The following is a 16,562-nucleotide window of genomic DNA, read 5'->3' on the forward strand; positions in this document are numbered from 1 at the left end:
CATTTCTTTGGTGGGCAGAGAGGGAATCGAACCCTCACTCCATTACTGGAACAGGATTTTGAGTCCAGCGCGTCTACCAGTTCCGCCATCTGCCCAGATGCCGGGTGTCGGAGCTGCAGTCACGCGTAAGCATTGGCCCAGGCGGCTAAAGCATAAGCTTTAGACTTCAGTCGACGGCGTAATCATTGTACAATAAAGAGTAGTAATTATCCATGCGCAGCAATTCACCTCCTACCGACGACGCTTCCGTCTATCCACTCCCGCAGCAAGCGGGTATTTCGTCGTCGCAGCCGTACCCGGCGGCCAGTCAGCCTGCAGCAGGTGACGCACCGACCGCCGGCCTGGCCCGCGCTCAGCTCGACAATATCTACGCCGTCAATCCGCCACATGCCGAGGTCGCCAATCAAACCGCCACACAACAGGCGGCCGGACAGCTGGCCGATGATTCAGTCTATAACCGCGAGCATAGCGAAGCCGGCAGCTACGACTGGAACCAGTATCACGCCGCCTGGCAACAGTATTACCAGCAGTACTATGCCCAGTACTACAACGCCGAGCTGCAGAAGCAACAACTGCTGAACCCCCAGGCGCCGACTGCCTTGACGGGCGAGAGCACCAGTCAGACCAATCAGCGCCAGGCAGCCGCCGACGCCTTGCGCCAGGAGCTGACCCGCAAGGTCAAGTCGCACGCCCGCCGGGTCCGGGCCAGCTCGCACTTCATCCCGGTACTGACGGCACTGATAGTCGGCGGCCTGTTCTTCTTTTTGCAGTACAACAAGGTGCTGGCCGCCGAGGTCAACTCGTACATCAGCCCTAGCAGTACGGTCAGCGACAACGTCATCGTCGACCCCAACGCCAACACCGAAGTCGGCTCGGAGCCGCGACTGATCATTCCCAAGATCAACGTCGATGTGCCGATCGTCTACGGCCTGACCTCACTCGATAACGATTCCACTCAGAAACTGCTGGAAAACGGCGTCGTCCACTATCCGATTCCCGGCGCCAACAGCATGCCAGGACAGAAAGGCAACAACGTCATCCTGGGTCACTCCAGCAATGATGTGCTCGTGCCCGGCAACTTCAAGTTTGCTTTCGTCCTGCTGGAGCGGCTCAAGCCCGGCGATCTGTTCTATATCCATCACGAGAAAAAACGGTTCATCTACCGCATCAGCCGGACCGAAGTCATCCTGCCCACCGAAGTGTCAAAGTTGGTCCTGCCGAATGACAAGCCGGTTGCCACCCTGGTGACCTGTGTGCCGATCGGCACCTCAAAACAGCGGTTGCTCGTATTTGCCGACCAGATCAGCCCCGACCCCAGCGCGGCTACAGACAATAAGGATGCCGGCAAGAATGGCAGGCAATCAGACATTCCGGGCAATGAGCCCAGCCTGTTCCAGCGAGTGTTCGGGCTATAGTTATTGGTCTGCCGGCGTCAGCAGGGTCGAACTTTGCAGGCGCAGACTGCCGTTATCCTGCTTGCCAATGCTCAGCAATGAGCGGCCTTCGGTGCCAACCAGGACATCACCGATGCCGGCGAAGGCCGTGATGTGCTGGCTGTTAGTACCGTCAAATTCCACCAGGCGCAACGAGCCATTGCCCGTCATGGCGATGTGATGGTCATCAGCCCATTGCAGCGGCAGACGGGCCTCTGCGGGAGAGGTGAAGGTGTAGAGCTGAGACAGTTCAATGTCGAAGACGGCGATGCTCTCGCCGGTCTGGCTCATGATGAACCGGTTGCCCGGTGAGGCCTGCAGCGCAGCTGGCGTAAAGCTCAAGGACTGGCTGATGATTGTCTTGCGTGGTGCAAGCAGGGGGTCCTCCGTCACCTCCAAGTGACTGCCATAGACTTCGGTCAGATATGTATGGCTGTAGTACTGATTGAACTGCAGCTGCATTGGCACGTCTTCGTTGATGGTCTTGATGCGCGTCCGCTTCTCACCATTGCGCTGCCAGATAAACAATTGCCGCTCCGCGACGGCCGGGTCAGGGCGTACGGCGTACGCCACCGAACCCTCGTTCAATTCGTCAAACGCCACCACCGATTTGGCAATGGTAACCGGCTTCGCGGGGTCGCCACGATCGAGGCGCAGCAGGCTGGCATCGGTACCCTGGGCAAAGAATACGGCGTTGCTGCCTTCGGCAAAGCGTAGCGACGCCAGCGGCAGGCCGAACAGACGGGATACGTTCTCGGCGCGGGCCGGGTCTCCGACCGGGAGGCGGATATATTCGACGTCAGCGTCATTGAAGCTGTGTCTTATCAGGACGAAGTCACTATCCCGGCTCCACATCTGGATGTCAAAGAGGGAGGGCTTACCTTCGGCCGGAACGGTGAAGGCGGCAGCCGGCAATGCCAGCTCCGTGATGACCGGCTTACCCTCATTGCGGGCGTCAACCAGGCTGAATACCGGCGTTTCCGGCGTAGCATGAAGCAACATCCACTCGCGATCGGGCGCGGTGGACGCCTGATGAACAGCAGCCAGGTCGGCGACCGGCTGCGTGGTGACCAGGGTCGGAATCAAACGGGCGTATTCAAGCCATAGCACTTCGCCAGCGTGCAGACTGACGGTTTTCTGCCATGGATGGTATCCCTCGCGTTCATAGCGGATAGTGTGCTCACCGGTCTCGGCATTGACCTGGTAGCGGGTCTGGCGCGCCTGGACACCGTTCAGCGTCACTGTGGCGCCGCGCGGACGTGAGTCGAACTTCATCAGGCCGCCTTGCTCAACCTGAAGTGACTTATTCACCCGGTATCCTAATACGAAATAGATGCTGAGCACGGCCAGCAGAATAGTAGCGATTGTCATGGCGCCATAGCCGAAGAAGCGGAGACGGTCGCGCCGGCGGCGGATGGCAGGATCTTGGTTATACATAATGCTGCGGTATAGTATAACAGGTCACTTATATAAAGTGCTGCAGGTTGATACATTCCGAAGCACTTGCATATTAGAAAGTTAACTTCTATCATATGAAGTACTGGATAAAAACATAACCGCCATCAATTTCATGTTCATCTGGTGAGATTGCTAAGTCAGGGGTATACAAAGAACACTATGCGGGGTTCAAACATCATTACAATCAACGGTCAGCCATATGATGCCCTTACCGGCATGCCTTTACCGAAATCGGCATACGCCCAACCTTCATCGGCTCCGGTGCCGACTCCCGCCCAAGCCCCCGTGCCCGCACCCGCGCCGGTCCGTTCGACCGATGGCATGCAGCGCACCGTCCGTACCGCCGCCACGGCGGTTCATGGCCGCCCACAGAAGTCAAAAACCCTGATGCGCTCCGTCCTCAAAGCACCACATGCCTCCGCGCTACCCAAGCAGCCAGTCAAACGCTCTTCGCAGATCCGCCGCTTTTCACAGCCACAACCTTCCAGTCTGCACGTCCGGCCGCGTGAAACCGAGATTGTCAATCTTCGCCAGGCAGCCCAACCTGTTTCGCCCGCGCCCGCAGTACGGCAGACCGAGGCGATTCGCCCTTCACAACCACGCCAACCGCACGCAATCCAAACTCAGCAGCCTCACCCCGTCCGTGCAGCCGTTGCGGCACCACAGCAGGCACCAGTCTCCAGGCAAAGCGTAGCCACGCCGGCCGCGCACCAGCACGCCCCTCAGGGCCAGCCTACTGGCCAGCACAAAGCCGCGCATCCGGCCGTCGCCGCCGCGCAGCCGACCCGGCCTGCGCCGCTACAGGGCAGTGAGCTGAAGGAAGCCCTTATCAAGGAGCAGCTGCGCCACGTCGACGTCGAACAACAGCCCGTCGCCCACAAGAAGCAGCGCCGCCATCCTCGTCTGGCCTCGATCGTCGCCGGCGTCAGCGCCATCGTCCTGCTCGGCGGGTATCTGACATACCTGAACCTTCCCAGTCTCTCCATCAAGGTCGCCGCCGCCCAGGCAGGATTCGCCGCCACTTATCCCTCTTACCAGCCCTCCGGCTACAGCTTTAACGGCCCCGTTGCCTACAGCCCCGGAGAGGTGAAGGTCCGCTTTAAGTCGAATACCAACCAGTACGCCTACAGCCTGGTACAAAAAGCCTCAAGCTGGGACAGCCAGGCGGTACTCGACAACTTCGTCGTCAAACAGAGCCGTGAATACGCTACGCTGCAGGAGCGCGGCCTGACCATCTACCTCTACGACAACAAGGCGACTTGGGTGAACGGTGGCGTGCTGTACACAATCGATGGCAACGCGCCGCTTTCAAGCGAGCAGATCCAGAAGATTGCTTCCAGCACTCTGTAAGACGCCAGCCTCATCATACAGCGCATGTATTAACGATTTCTTTACTTGCCAAAAATGTATCAATATTCCGGGTTCTTCATTAAGGCTTAATGACAAATTGGAGTTTGCCGGCGAGTGACTTATACTAGCAAACAATGAATGAGAACACCCCAACCGTCCGCACCCGCTTTGCTCCCAGCCCGACCGGCGCCCTGCATGGCGGCACCATCCGTACCACTGTCTTTGCCTGGCTGCTAGCCCGCCAGGCTGGCGGCCAGTTCCTATTGCGCATCGAGGATACCGATCAGAAACGTGAAGTGCCAGGCGCCATCCAAAACATCATGGACAGCCTGCGCTGGCTCGGCCTTGATTGGGATGAGGGCCCTGATACTGGCGGCCCCTACGCTCCCTATACCCAGTCCCAGCGTCTCGATATCTACAAGGAGTGGGCACAGAAACTGTACGAAGCGGGGAAGGCCTACGCCGATCCCTACAGTCCGGAAGAATTGCAGGCCCTTCGCGAGCAGGCACAGGCTGAAAAACGGCCGTTTTTGTACCGCGACCATCGCCCTGATCAGCCACCCGCCTGGGACGGCAGCCAGCCGCTTCGCATCAGGCTGGAGCCGAAGTCATATAGCTGGCATGATGCCGTCATGGGAGACATCACCATGGGGCCGGAGATGGTTGACGATTTCATCATCATCAAAAGTGACGGCTTCCCGACATACAACTTCTGCCACATCATCGATGACCACCTGATGAAGATCACGCACGTCACCCGCAGCCAGGAATTCCTTTCGAGCATTCCCAAGTTCCTGGCCGCCCACGAAGCACTCGGGCTGACGCCACCTGTAAACCTGACTGTACCTCCCGTCCTGGATGAAAGTGGCAAGCGCAAGCTCAGCAAGCGCTATGGCGCCAAGCCCATCCTGGCCTACCGCGACCTGGGATACCTGCCGAGCGCCGTGCTGAATTTCCTGGCTACTATTGGCTGGAACGATGGCACCGAGCAAGAGGTGTACACCGTCCAGGAACTGATTGAAAAATTCAGCAGCAGCCGTATTCAGAAGAGCGGCGGTATCTTTGACGAACAGCGTCTGACGTACCTGAACGGTGTACACATCCGCCGGCTGTCGCTGGATGAACTATATGAAAAGGTTGCAGACTTTTGGCCGGCAGAAGCAGCGGATGCCGACGACGCACACAAAAAAGCCGTGCTGCGTCTCGTGCACGAGCGGCTGAAGTTCTTTGCCGAGCTGCCGGAACTGACACGGTTCTTCTTTGTCGCACCCAGCAGTGAAGCAGTCACAGAGCAAGTAGCCGCCAACAAGCAGCTGCGCAAGCTGACAGGCACCGAACGGCACGACGCTCTTGCCGCCGTCATCAGTGCGCTCGAAAACAGCGACTTCAGCGAGGACGATCTTGAAAAGCAGCTGCGCGCGCTGGTAGAACAGCTAGGCGCCAAGCCAGGAGTGCTCTTCAGCCTGGTGCGTGTGGCCGTCACCGGCAGCAATGTCGCGCCGGGACTGTTTGAGACGTTGCATGTGCTTGGCAAGGATGCCAGTCTGTCGCGTCTGCGTAGCACCTTGCAGTAAGCGCATATGATTCTTAACAATATTTCACGTGAAAAAGCAATAGACACAAACGCTTTGCTATAATAAGTAGCAAATGGAGCCAACACAAACACTACCACCAGTCTCACCGTTGCCGCCTGCAGCAGCACCAGAGCCGCAGCAACCATCGCCGCCAGAGCCCTCGCCACAATCGGAGGGTCGTGAGCCGTGGCATAAGCGCAAGCGGGTGAGGGTGCTTATTGTCGTATCCACCCTCCTGATCGCTGCAGGAGCCGTGACGTATTGGGCAGTCGTCTTTGCTTCCTACAAGCCAGTCGACATGACCGTCAAAAAGCCGGAGGCGAAGGCACCGCCCAAAAAATACTACTCACCGCTGACGGGCAGGGAAATGCCTGATGAGGCCATGACTAAACGGACCGTCACCGCCATCATGGTCGAGAACAGCCCGGATGCCCGTCCGCAATCAGGCTTGAAGGAAGCCGGGGTGGTCTACGAAGCCATCGCCGAAGGCGGCATCACCCGTTTTGCGGCGCTGTACCAAGCGGCCCGGCCCGGCCTGATAGGCCCGGTCCGCAGTCTCCGTCCGTACTTCGTCGAATGGATAACACCGTACAACCCGGCTATTGCCCATGTCGGCGGCAGCGCCCGGGCGCTGGAAATGGTGCGCGGCGAGGGCTACCGCGATATCGACCAGTTTTTCAACGCCGACGCGTATTATCGCAGCACCGACCGCTACGCTCCGCACAACGTCTATACCACGTTCGACCGTCTCGATGCCTTGAACCAAAGCAAAAGCTACACCGAAAGCATCTTTGAAGGCTGGCCGCGCAAAGCTGACGCGCCCGCCGCCGAACCGAATGCGAGCAGCATCAACGTCACTATCAGCGGGCCGCTCTATAACCCTACCTATACTTACAAGAAGGAGACAAACAGCTACGACCGGCAACAGGGCGGCGAGGCACACATCGACCGCGAGTCGGGACAGATCTCCCCTAATGTCGTCATCGTCATGAAAATACCGATGACGGCCGGGTTCGAAGACGGCTATCGCGAACAGATGGAGACATCCGGCAGCGGTGCCGCGTATATCTTCCAGGACGGCACAGTGACGGAAGGCGAGTGGCAGAAGGCCGACGTTAAGGCGCCGCTTCGGTTCATCGACGGCAATAAGCAGCCCGTCAAGCTCAATGCCGGCCAGACCTGGCTGACCGCGATTACTACTGAGCGTACAGTTTCGTGGCAATAGTGATACAGTATTAGTAATCATGTCTATTGAGATGGCGCCCGGCGAAGATAGGCTTCGCGAGCGCTATACCGCCAGCAATGAACTTGCCGACCTCACCGAAGAGGAACTTTTTGACCGCCTGTACATCGAGCTTGATTGCGGAGAGGTAGCTTATGAGCTATACCAGCGGCTTGATGAAGACGGCCGGCTATACATGCTGCAACACCTGGCTCAATGGCAGATTATCGAACTGATAAGCCTCGTCGACGCTACGGTCGAGCAGGAGATACTGGAGCTGCTTTCGCGTCATCATCCCGATAAAGGCAGGCATCACACCGAGCGCGTAGTCTACGACATCGAATCGGCCGAGTATTTGTTATATAAGCGGTACGCGACCACGCCCGAGACCACTGCCATGGATATCATCGCACTCAGCAACTACGTGATTCAAACCTTCGGCCTGGGCGAATTTCTGGCCTTCAGCTACGAGACATTTGATGACAAGGGCGGTTACGTCCGCGACCTCACACTGGATCAAGTTGAGACGCTGATCGCCGCAGCACCACAGCATGAAGCGGCTATACGGTCGGCACTCCGTGGCGAAGGAAGACATCGTGCGCTACGCACTTACGCATCACAGCTGGCCGATGGAGAGGAGCATCACTTGCCGCCCATGGACAGCATCAAGTCGATACGATGGACCAGTACGCCCGTCGAACCGAAAGAAACCATGTCTCCCGAACAAATAGCCGCCTGGGTCGCAGCATTCAATGCCCGGACGGAGGAGCCGGCCGTGCAGTGGGAAGCAGGTGTCGAATTGTTCACGCACGGCGGCAGAACCTGGTGGGCCGGACCCGACATACCATTCACCCCGGGCGATGCGGCCACGGCGCCACCGCCCGAAGAAACGCCTATCGGGCAGGCGTTCGACCAGGCAGCTTAGTGGCGCTTGCAGCCATCTGGCATGGCATGATATAATTCACGCTGTTATGCAATGACCGGCCAAGCCGGCTTGGCTTTACATACGGCCCCTTCGTCTAGTGGTCCAGGACATCAGGTTCTCATCCTGAAGATCGCGGGTTCGAACCCCGCAGGGGTCACCACGAAAATCGCTCACCGCAAGGTGGGCGCTTTTCGTGGTTAGCCTCGTACAGGTCACCAAGTAAAAACCCTCCACCCGCCATCAGGCAAGTGGAGGGCCACCCCTCAGCCGTACCGCAGCATCCTCGCCGCCTCCGCATCCTCCGTCAGCCGCCAGTCCGTCTCCTTCTTCAGGTCGAACCAGCAGATGGCCTCGATGCGCGGCATCTCCGGAAGCGCTCCGAGCATGCCTGCCACCCAGTTGAGCTTGCTGCCGCCGTCCAGACCGCACGCCGTCTCGGTGATCCAGACCGGCTGGCCGCCCAGCCGGCAGAGACGCTCGTAGGGCTGCCGGAACAGGTGGTGGAAGCTGCGCCAGGACATGCCTTCAACCTCGGCGGCGCTGTAGCCGTCCAGGGCGAGGATGTCCACCGCTGCGTCACCGGGGTAGTACGACTCGAGGTAGTTGTCGTACGGCACGTCGTCGGCGTTGGCCGCCCAGACCCAGCGCACATTCTCGGCACCGGCTTCGGCGAAGACCCGGCGCAGGTAGTGCCAGGCGCGGATGAAGTCGTCCGGCGTATTGCCGTTGACGCCACCGCACCATGGGTACCAATTGCCGTTGAACTCGTGCATCGGGCGCAGGTACAACTCACGCCCGTAGGCTGCGGCGGCAGCCGCCCAGCGGCTGACGTAGCCGTGATACCGGCCACCAGCGATGTCCGACAGTCGGTACGCAGGTTGCTCCACACCGCAGCCCGGCGCCCAAGGCTCCCAGGTCACCAGTGGCAAGCGCCAGCCGATACGCTCGAACCAGACGGGCGAAAAGCACTGACGATCACCATCGTTCCAAGCCTGGAACCAGTGGACGATCTCGATGGGCCGCGACAAGCTCCGCTCGGCCAGGCGGATCGGCACCATGCTCACATCGGGCGCACCTAGGAAATGGCCGCCAAAGCGAACCCCGTTGCGGCGCAAGATATGACTCATACCCGTACCCCTTCCAGTTGCAGCAGTCTGCCGGCAGTGGTTGACGCATGCAATCTAACGCACGTCGTCAAGTATTATAGAATCTTTGCGGAGTATGTCAAAACAGGTGCGACAAGGCGCACTTTGACTATTGGCAAATATACGGTATAGTATGTTCGTCATCCATATGCTACAACCCTGGAAAGGTGGGGTATGTCACCGCAGGAACTGATCTGGCCGGCCGTCGTCCTGACACTGGGCCTTGCAGCGCTGGTGCTCATCTACCGCGTTCTGCACATCCGCTTACAGTCCCTTCGCCCGGGCGAAGAGTCCGTGGCCGAACAGGCGCTGAACCTGCGTGAGCGTGAGGTGGCCGTGCGGATCGCCGAGGGCACGGTCGACCAAGCTACGCGCCTCAAGAACGCTGAGCTAGGCGAGAAGGCCGCCCTCGCCGTGCAGCGCGAACAGATCGCCGCTGAACTGAAGCAGGATCACATCACCGCCCAGCGGCGCGTCATTCAGGCACGGGCCGACGCCCAGGTGGAGCGTGCCCAGGAGTACGCCGCCGCCGTCGATGAGGCGGAACTGGCGCAGCGCGACATCATCGGGCTGTACGAACGCTACGCCAGCATCAGGCGCTCAGCGGGGAAGAAGTTCGGCGGCATCAACGAATTCATCCTCAGCATGAACCGCCTGCCGAGGTAGGCACGGCCCGGGGAGCAGCAGCTCTCCGGGTCTTTCAATTGCAGATTATCGGCCTGAATATGGTATAATAGTAGTACACGACGGCATCCAGCGCCGCGCCCTCAGTCGCTAATACATAGACACCCACAGGAGGTCATCATGCATCGAGTCATCACCGCTTTTTGGCGCCCGGCCCTCTCGGCCGCAGCGGTTATCGCAGTCATCGGCCTGGCGCCCGCCCCGTCCGCCGCGGCGCTCCCCGCACCAAACGGTCCGTACGTGGCACTCGGTGACTCAGTCGCTGCCGGCATCGGGCTATCCGGCCAGGAGGACGCACTATGCGACCGCACGCTCGATGCCTACCCCCGCCGCATCGCTGCAGCGCTCAACACCAACGTCATCAACCTGGCCTGTTCCGGCGCCAAAGTCGATGAAGGCATGTATGGCGAACAGGAGCGGAACGGCTATGATATAACGCCGCAGATTGATCAGGCCTTCGCGTTTGGCACACCGGCATTAATGACCATCACTATCGGCGCGAACGATATGCGCTGGGCCGGCTACATCCGTGATTGCTACACCTGGCGTTGCGGCTCGGCACTGGACCGCGGCCTCACCCGGGCATACGCCCTCGACCTCAGACTGGAACTACACAAGATGTTCAACCGGATCGAAACATTGAGCAACGGCGCGCCGCCGCGCGTATTGATAAGCGGCTACTACTTTCCATTTTCCAGCACCAGCTGCGGCGAAAGCGAAGGCATCACCAGCACCGAAATGAGCTGGCTCAGGTCGCAGACGAGCCGCCTTAACAGCACTATCAGCAGATCAGTCAGTGGTCGCAGCTACGCCACCTACGTGCCAATTAATTTCCGCGGTCACGAACTATGCTCCGGTGACCCATGGGTCCAAGGGTCGCGCGATGCGCAGCCATTTCATCCGACAGCGACCGGCCAGCAGGCCATAGCCGACGCCTTCCTGCGCATCCGGCGCTAAGACGGCTGGTTGTCCAGGACACCGAAGAATCCGGTACTGGCAGCATCCGAAGGCGAAAACCATTCAACCGGGTCGGGCACGACCAGTCCGGCCATAAGGCTTGCCGGCACTACGCCCATATCACGCAGTATGTTGACGGTGGCCTGACGTAGCGGCGTAGAGGTATTATTGCCGCCGATTTGGTACGTATTGGCAGACTCAAGCCCGAACGACCAGTTGACCGTGCCGGTGCCGAAGGTGATGCCACCGTTCGTGCCCGACGGCTGCACCACCAGGCGGTGCTCTGCGGCACCGGCGGCGTCGTAGACATCGCCTGCGTCAGTCAGCAGCATGCCGGCATTGATGTTGTATGTAACGCGAGAACAGAAGCGTGCCTGGGCATGCGGCTCGGCCAGGAACTCGGCCGCACCGGTCGTCACTCCATCAGGCCCGAATGTATCCCATTCAAAACCAAGGATCTGTGGAGGACTGATCCATTCACCCTGGGTAATATCAGCGACGGCAGTAAGCCTCCAGAGCGGCTGCTTGGAGTAACCGCCTTCAAATGGCACCTTCAGCTCGCGGAAATCAGGGCCGTTGACGACGAATATCGTACCCGTCAGCAAGTTCTCGGGGCGTCCGCCGCCCTCGCCAAAGCCGTCCGGGTCTCGCCAGGCGCCCGTCCATTCGGGGCGTTCAGCACCACGGCCATTGATGGTCGTCTTCTGGCACTCCCACGTGCGCGGACGACCGGAAGCATCCAGGTCGCTGCCAACCAGGCGCCAGTAGACTTCATTGCCGGAGCAGCTGAAGACGGAGGTGCCGCGCTGCTTGGCGGCCTCCCAGCCAGCACGCATATGGTCAGACCAGTACTCACTATGGCCGACCATCATTGCGACCTTGACCGGCCTTAACAAATCACCTTCGGGGTCGCCTGCCGCATCGATACAGCCGTAGTACTTCACGTCATAGCCGTTACGTTCCAAAAAGCGCACCATGTTGTACTCGCTGGTAAAGAAGTTCGAGTATTCCACAGCACCGTAGGCCTGGCCGACGTTCGCGGCGATACGGTTGACGATTGGCCGGTTATAGCTGATAAACCGGGCGCAGTTAAGCTCGTACTGATTGACATCCACGCCATAATACAGACTATTGCCCGTCAGCAAGTCAGCGCCAAGGCCGCCAAATGCATTGTAGGCCTGCCAGGTCGAATCAGCCGGCATCATCATGATATCGGCTTCGCGCTCATCATCACGCAGGACGAAAATGATATGGCCGACACCGCCGCCAACGCGTCTGATGCGCAGGATATACACGCCGGATACCGCCCAGGCCGGCGGTGTCCAGTGGAGCGTTTCGGTCCAGTTGCCGCAGTCGAGCGACGGCTTTGTCCTGCCGGGATCGACATTCAGCGGGACGGGCTGGTTCCTGGAGTCGCTCAGCTGCTGAGCAGTCGGCGTCAGGCTTTCAATCAGGCGTGCACCCTCATTCTCACCATAGTAGCCCAAACGATAGACATCCGCCGCCCAGTCGCCAGTATCGGACTGGGCTATCTTAAAGCTGACTACCTCGTCCTTGTTGACGCTGAACCCATCACAGAACCCCTGGACTTCCTCCATGCCGCCAAAGTTGGAGTGCGCCAAATCCCATATACTACGGGAAGTGCCAGGCAGCTTATTTTCGGCCACGATGATGTTGGAGGCGTATGCCACGCGGATGACATCACTGCCGTCCGCGCCGTTGGAAGCTGTTGCCGTGCAGCGTATGATGGCGACGCCCTCGCCGTTGTCCGGGGCGGTATATGTCGGGGCTGCGGTCGTGGCATCCGCCAGACTGCCACCACCGGTCTCGACGGTCCAGGAATAAGCCGTAATCGTCTCGCCCTCGGGCGGATCCACCTGGGCGTCAAGCACCACGCTGCCACCATTCAGCACGGGACGGCCATTGCCGGCATTGACCGTCGGTTCCAGCGGGGCCAAGGATGTGTCACTGATGGCGACGTCAACCCAGTAGTTCGTCTGGTTAAACTGATTTTCAGGATATCCGATGCTGTCTTGGTAGAGAAAGCTGCCCTGGCCGCCGCCAGTGGCCTCGGTGGCATTGGGAGCAACCAATGGGCCATTGATATGCCCGCCGTTGCCTGCGCCGGTCGACCAGTAATGCGCGGTCGCCGGGTACTTACTGGGGAATAGGGCGGCAATGCGGTAGCGCTGGTTGGCCACTATCTGCACGGGCTCCGGAAGGGTCAGGGTTTGCCAGCCGGCAATCAAAGCGGTCTCAAATGTGCCGAGGTTGGCACCGCCCACCAAGGTGCCAGCCGTCGCCGAGTTAACTTCCCAGAGCGCCGCCGTCGGCGGAGCGATACCCGAGCCGGAGTCGTGATAATAGTACACACGTTTTACCCAGCAGGTCTGCGTCACGTAAAATTCCGTTCCCAGATTGACGATGGCCGTGTCGTCGCCGGAAGAGCCGCCGTTCGTCAAAGGCCAGATGCGATATTCGTCCGGTATGCCCGTGACGGTTATGTCCAACCAGTAGTTATTGCCATTAAAGGTGGTGGAAGGGAAACCGAGCGCACCGGTCTTAAAATTACTGACACCTTGAGCAACTTTCTGATATGGCCCCATTGTAACTGATGGCACTACCAGCGCGCCATTAACGATGCCGCCGAACGACCCGTTGAAATAACTTGCCGTCGCAGCCGTGATATGGCTGCCAGCCGGCATATGGAACACCACCCGGTACTCATTGCCAGGTACTACTTCGACTGGCTCAGCGAACGTTGTCGCCTGCCAGCCGGTGCCGCTGAATGTTGGTGTACTTTCTACAACAACTTCACCAGCGGTGGCGCCTACGTTAGTAATACGATACACCCGGACGTTGTCCGGGTTGACTGATGTGGTGCCACGGTAAAACCACGCCTGCGTCAACAGGCTGGCGTTCCTGACGCGGAAATCCATGGCTATATTAACTTCGCCATCATTCACGGAGGAGTCGGGGCCATTGGTGGCGGGAAAGGCGCGGTATTCTTCCATTACGCGGTGACCGTCAGGGCCAGTGTCGTCCAGCGCTGCCGCCCTGCATTGTAGCGCGCAAATAACACGGCCGTCTTGCTATCGGGGATGGCAATCTCAACCGACGGTACAGCACCAGTCAGCTCAAAACCACCCGCCACGCCGACTGTCAACATGACGACACGATTATCACCACTGGCTGTCAGTTCCCAAAGGGCATTCATGCCGTCGGCGGGATTAGCCGGCACGCCCAACGTACGATCGGCTGCCACGGTCACTCGGAAATGCGTGGAGAGCGCAGCGTTGGTCGCAATAGTCGCCTGGTCGGTCAGCCCAAGAGGTGCAGCCAACAGGCGGGCGGTAGCCTCCTCGACCGTCTGTAAGCGGCCGTCCAGGGTGGGGTCGACGGCATTCAGCTTAGTTTGCACGTCGGCATGGAGCTGCGCCTCGGTAATTGAGCCGTCGGCGATAACGGCCGCCGTCACGGAGTTCTCTATCAGCTGGTCGGCACCGACGGAATTGGGCTTGAGCTGTTCGACACCGACCGAGTTTTCCTTAAGGGTACCGTCGCTTCCCAAGGTCTGTGAAAGATATTCATTAAGAATGTCACCCCAAGTATTTTCGTCTGAGCCAGGAATCGGTAAGCGTGCCATTCGTTTCTGTATTCGATGTTAATTAACGTTGAATTAAATTTTACCACAAGCGGTTCACATAGGCCAGCCGCCATTTACTTTCAACTTCGAAACACTTATGCTAAAGAGGATTTAACGTAGGCATCGTATGAAACCTCAAAACAAACACGACTCCGAACCGCGGCCGGTGCCGCAAGCCAATCCGCAAACTTCTCAACCTTCACCCAGGCAGGATACGCGACCGGAAGATGTCGCCCTGACGCCACCCGCCATGACCGACGAGCACCGCGATGGGCTGGCTGACCACTCGGCTGCTGAATCATGGCTGGCGTCTTCGGGCGCCGACACCGATAGCGATCACATCGAGCTGGAAGGCAGCGCCCAGGAAGAGAAGCCGGGCAGCCCCGTACGGCGGTTCTTTGCCTGGTGCTGGCATAAGAAATGGTTCACTATTCCGGCACTGCTGCTTATCGGCGTCGTCGGGGCATATTTCGTGCCCAGCGCCCGCTATGGCATCGGCAGCCTGGTCGTCACCCGCAGTGTCACTGTTGTCCTGACCGATAAGCAGACTGACAAACCGGTCAGCAAGGCCACAGTCACCATCGATGGCATAAAGGGCGAGACCGACCAGACGGGCAAGGTGATACTGCAGGGCGTCAAGCCTGGCTATCATACCGCCACGATCACCAAGAAGCACTACAAGCAGTCCCAGCAACCGGTGGAAGTCGAGCTGTTCCATAATCTTATCTACAAACAAGGCCTGGTGGCCACCGGCAGACAGGTCACCGTCAAGGTAGTCAACGCCATCAATCAGGCACCGGTCATCGGCGGTACGGTCAGCCTGGACAAGGAAACGACTGCCCTGACCGACAAGAACGGCGAAGCCAGCCTGGTCATCGCCAGCACCGGCGACAAGCGCGAAGCCACCATCACCGGCAAGGATTTTCACGAGGCAAAGCTGACCATCGACCCGTTGGGTGGCGCCGACAAGAACACGGCGCGGTTAACGCCGAGCGGCACCGTCTACTTCCTGTCCAAAGCCAGCGGCACGATCGATGTGGTCAAGTCGAACCTTGACGGCTCCGGCCGAACCGTCGTGCTGGCAGGCAAGGGCACCGAAGCCGACAATGGTACGGCGCTGCTTGCCTCACGCGATTGGAAGTACGCCGCACTCAGCGCCAAGCGCCAAAGTTCAGCCCAACCTGCCGGCCTGTATCTCATCATCACCGAGAATGACACGGTCATCCCGATTGAAGAGAGCGGGCTGAACGTCACCCCGATAGGCTGGAGCGGCCATTACTTCCTCTATGCCACTCAGGACCCTAACACCTCGCCGTGGCAGGAGAAACGGACCGTCCTCAAGAGCTATGACGCCGTCAATAAGAAGCCGATCACCCTGGATGAGAACAAAGCTTTTGGTGACCGCCCGGAAATGAACGGCTACGAGACACTCGGCTCATACAACATCATTGAGAACGCCGTGGTCTACACCAAGATCTGGCAGACGACCGGCCTGGTGGAAAGTCCTGAGATAACCCACAATCTCGAGTCGCGCGAGTCAGCCATCATGCGCGCCGAGCCGGACGGTAACAATACCAAGGCCGCCAAGACGTTCAAAGCTGTCGATATCAGCAGTCTGTACGGCGTCGCCTATGCCCCGCAGGAAGTCTATTTCAGGGGCTGGACCCGCAACGCCGGCGATTCGAACCTCTACCTCGAATACGAGAACGGCCAGGTCCGCGACGCGGAGGAGGCCAAAGTCATCGAAGCCGAGAATACGCCTTCGCCGACGTATCTGATATCCCCCAAGGGCGACAAATCGTTCTGGTCTGATGAGCGCGACGGCAAATTCGCCCTCATCACCGGCAACAAACAGGGCACCGATGGCAAGGAGATCGCCACTGGCTCCGAATACGCGGCCTATGGATGGTTCAGCGAGGAATACCTTTTGGTCAGCAAGGGCGGCAGCGAGCTGTTCGTCATGCCGGCCAGTGGTCCGATCGAGGGCTTGCCACTGCTTAAGATCAGCGATTACCACAAGGCCAGCAGCAGCTTCCAGGGCTATGGCTACGGGTATGGCGGCTTGTAGTATTGCCGCGCCAACATGTATACTGAAGTAAAAGTTTAGCGGGAATGGGAGGGGACATATCCGCATGAAGGTCAGGGAGTAGGGGAACGTTGCCATGAAC

The 16,562-nt window shown here is 59.1% G+C and carries 12 protein-coding genes and 2 tRNA genes; 9 read left to right on the top strand and 5 right to left on the bottom strand.

Translation table 11 applies throughout. The features are described from left to right. Nucleotides 1–8 precede the first annotated feature (8 nt). Nucleotides 9–95: transfer RNA gene (locus tag JNJ66_04570), tRNA-Leu, on the bottom strand. A 117-nt stretch (nt 96–212) separates the two neighbouring features. Between JNJ66_04570 and JNJ66_04575 the strand changes: the two genes are divergently transcribed. Beyond that, a complete protein-coding gene (locus tag JNJ66_04575; GenBank protein ID MBL8159707.1) occupies nt 213–1,415 on the top strand; it encodes a sortase in 1,203 nt (400 codons plus the stop codon). Here JNJ66_04575 and JNJ66_04580 read toward each other — a convergent pair whose 3' ends face one another. Further along, nucleotides 1,416–2,870 (bottom strand): PEGA domain-containing protein, encoded by a 1,455-nt coding sequence (locus tag JNJ66_04580; protein MBL8159708.1) that lies wholly within the window; start codon nt 2,868–2,870, stop codon nt 1,416–1,418. A gap of 180 nt (nt 2,871–3,050) precedes the next feature. On the opposite strand from JNJ66_04580, the gene JNJ66_04585 reads away from it, so the two are divergent. From JNJ66_04585 to JNJ66_04605, 5 genes are all read left to right on the top strand, one after another. After that, nucleotides 3,051–4,241, top strand: coding sequence for a hypothetical protein (locus JNJ66_04585; protein MBL8159709.1), 1,191 nt, complete (start codon nt 3,051–3,053; stop codon nt 4,239–4,241). Nucleotides 4,242–4,375: 134 nt separating this feature from the next. Next, nucleotides 4,376–5,815, top strand: a complete 1,440-nt coding sequence (locus tag JNJ66_04590) for a glutamate--tRNA ligase (GenBank protein ID MBL8159710.1) — start codon at nt 4,376–4,378, stop codon at nt 5,813–5,815. 73 nt (nt 5,816–5,888) lie between these two features. Further along, nucleotides 5,889–7,040, top strand: coding sequence for a DUF3048 domain-containing protein (locus JNJ66_04595; protein ID MBL8159711.1), 1,152 nt, complete (start codon nt 5,889–5,891; stop codon nt 7,038–7,040). A 19-nt stretch (nt 7,041–7,059) separates the two neighbouring features. Beyond that, nucleotides 7,060–7,962, top strand: coding sequence for a hypothetical protein (locus JNJ66_04600; GenBank protein MBL8159712.1), 903 nt, complete (start codon nt 7,060–7,062; stop codon nt 7,960–7,962). A gap of 83 nt (nt 7,963–8,045) precedes the next feature. Beyond that, a tRNA-Glu gene (locus JNJ66_04605) sits at nt 8,046–8,122 on the top strand. A gap of 103 nt (nt 8,123–8,225) precedes the next feature. Here JNJ66_04605 and JNJ66_04610 read toward each other — a convergent pair. Continuing rightward, complete coding sequence (locus tag JNJ66_04610; protein ID MBL8159713.1) at nt 8,226–9,089, bottom strand: hypothetical protein; 864 nt, start codon at nt 9,087–9,089, stop codon at nt 8,226–8,228. A gap of 192 nt (nt 9,090–9,281) precedes the next feature. Here JNJ66_04610 and JNJ66_04615 point away from each other — a divergent pair, with 192 nt between their 5' ends. Beyond that, nucleotides 9,282–9,773: a hypothetical protein gene (locus JNJ66_04615; GenBank protein ID MBL8159714.1), complete on the top strand. Its 492-nt coding sequence runs from the start codon at nt 9,282–9,284 to the stop codon at nt 9,771–9,773. Nucleotides 9,774–9,911: 138 nt separating this feature from the next. Then, the gene (locus tag JNJ66_04620; protein MBL8159715.1) at nt 9,912–10,748 is read left to right on the top strand and encodes an SGNH/GDSL hydrolase family protein; all 837 of its coding nucleotides are present in this window, start codon (nt 9,912–9,914) and stop codon (nt 10,746–10,748) included. Here JNJ66_04620 and JNJ66_04625 read toward each other — a convergent pair. Beyond that, nucleotides 10,745–13,762 carry a DUF4082 domain-containing protein gene (locus JNJ66_04625; GenBank protein MBL8159716.1) on the bottom strand — a complete coding sequence of 1,006 codons (3,018 nt, stop codon included), beginning with the start codon at nt 13,760–13,762 and terminating at the stop codon, nt 10,745–10,747. The two genes, JNJ66_04620 and JNJ66_04625, sit on opposite strands and share 4 nt — an antisense overlap. Continuing rightward, complete coding sequence (locus JNJ66_04630) at nt 13,762–14,394, bottom strand: hypothetical protein (GenBank protein ID MBL8159717.1); 633 nt, start codon at nt 14,392–14,394, stop codon at nt 13,762–13,764. The genes JNJ66_04625 and JNJ66_04630 overlap by 1 nt, the downstream gene beginning before the upstream one ends. Before the next feature lie 127 nt (nt 14,395–14,521). On the opposite strand from JNJ66_04630, the gene JNJ66_04635 reads away from it, so the two are divergent. Beyond that, nucleotides 14,522–16,462 carry a hypothetical protein gene (locus JNJ66_04635; protein MBL8159718.1) on the top strand — a complete coding sequence of 647 codons (1,941 nt, stop codon included), beginning with the start codon at nt 14,522–14,524 and terminating at the stop codon, nt 16,460–16,462. Nucleotides 16,463–16,562: the final 100 nt, after the last annotated feature.

The sequence above is a fragment of the Candidatus Saccharibacteria bacterium genome (genome assembly GCA_016789455.1).
Taxonomy (GTDB): domain Bacteria; phylum Patescibacteriota; class Saccharimonadia; order Saccharimonadales; family Saccharimonadaceae; genus CAIJKY01.

Excerpts from the sequence above, each read along its gene's own strand:
- JNJ66_04575 (MBL8159707.1), top strand. The coding sequence starts at position 213 with ATGCGCAGCAATTCACCTCCTACCGACGACGCTTCCGTCTATCCACTC.
- JNJ66_04580 (MBL8159708.1), bottom strand. The coding sequence starts at position 2,870 with ATGTATAACCAAGATCCTGCCATCCGCCGCCGGCGCGACCGTCTCCGC.
- JNJ66_04585 (MBL8159709.1), top strand. The coding sequence starts at position 3,051 with ATGCGGGGTTCAAACATCATTACAATCAACGGTCAGCCATATGATGCC.
- JNJ66_04590 (MBL8159710.1), top strand. The coding sequence starts at position 4,376 with ATGAATGAGAACACCCCAACCGTCCGCACCCGCTTTGCTCCCAGCCCG.
- JNJ66_04595 (MBL8159711.1), top strand. The coding sequence starts at position 5,889 with ATGGAGCCAACACAAACACTACCACCAGTCTCACCGTTGCCGCCTGCA.
- JNJ66_04600 (MBL8159712.1), top strand. The coding sequence starts at position 7,060 with ATGTCTATTGAGATGGCGCCCGGCGAAGATAGGCTTCGCGAGCGCTAT.
- JNJ66_04610 (MBL8159713.1), bottom strand. The coding sequence starts at position 9,089 with ATGAGTCATATCTTGCGCCGCAACGGGGTTCGCTTTGGCGGCCATTTC.
- JNJ66_04615 (MBL8159714.1), top strand. The coding sequence starts at position 9,282 with ATGTCACCGCAGGAACTGATCTGGCCGGCCGTCGTCCTGACACTGGGC.
- JNJ66_04620 (MBL8159715.1), top strand. The coding sequence starts at position 9,912 with ATGCATCGAGTCATCACCGCTTTTTGGCGCCCGGCCCTCTCGGCCGCA.
- JNJ66_04625 (MBL8159716.1), bottom strand. The coding sequence starts at position 13,762 with ATGGAAGAATACCGCGCCTTTCCCGCCACCAATGGCCCCGACTCCTCC.
- JNJ66_04630 (MBL8159717.1), bottom strand. The coding sequence starts at position 14,394 with ATGGCACGCTTACCGATTCCTGGCTCAGACGAAAATACTTGGGGTGAC.
- JNJ66_04635 (MBL8159718.1), top strand. The coding sequence starts at position 14,522 with ATGAAACCTCAAAACAAACACGACTCCGAACCGCGGCCGGTGCCGCAA.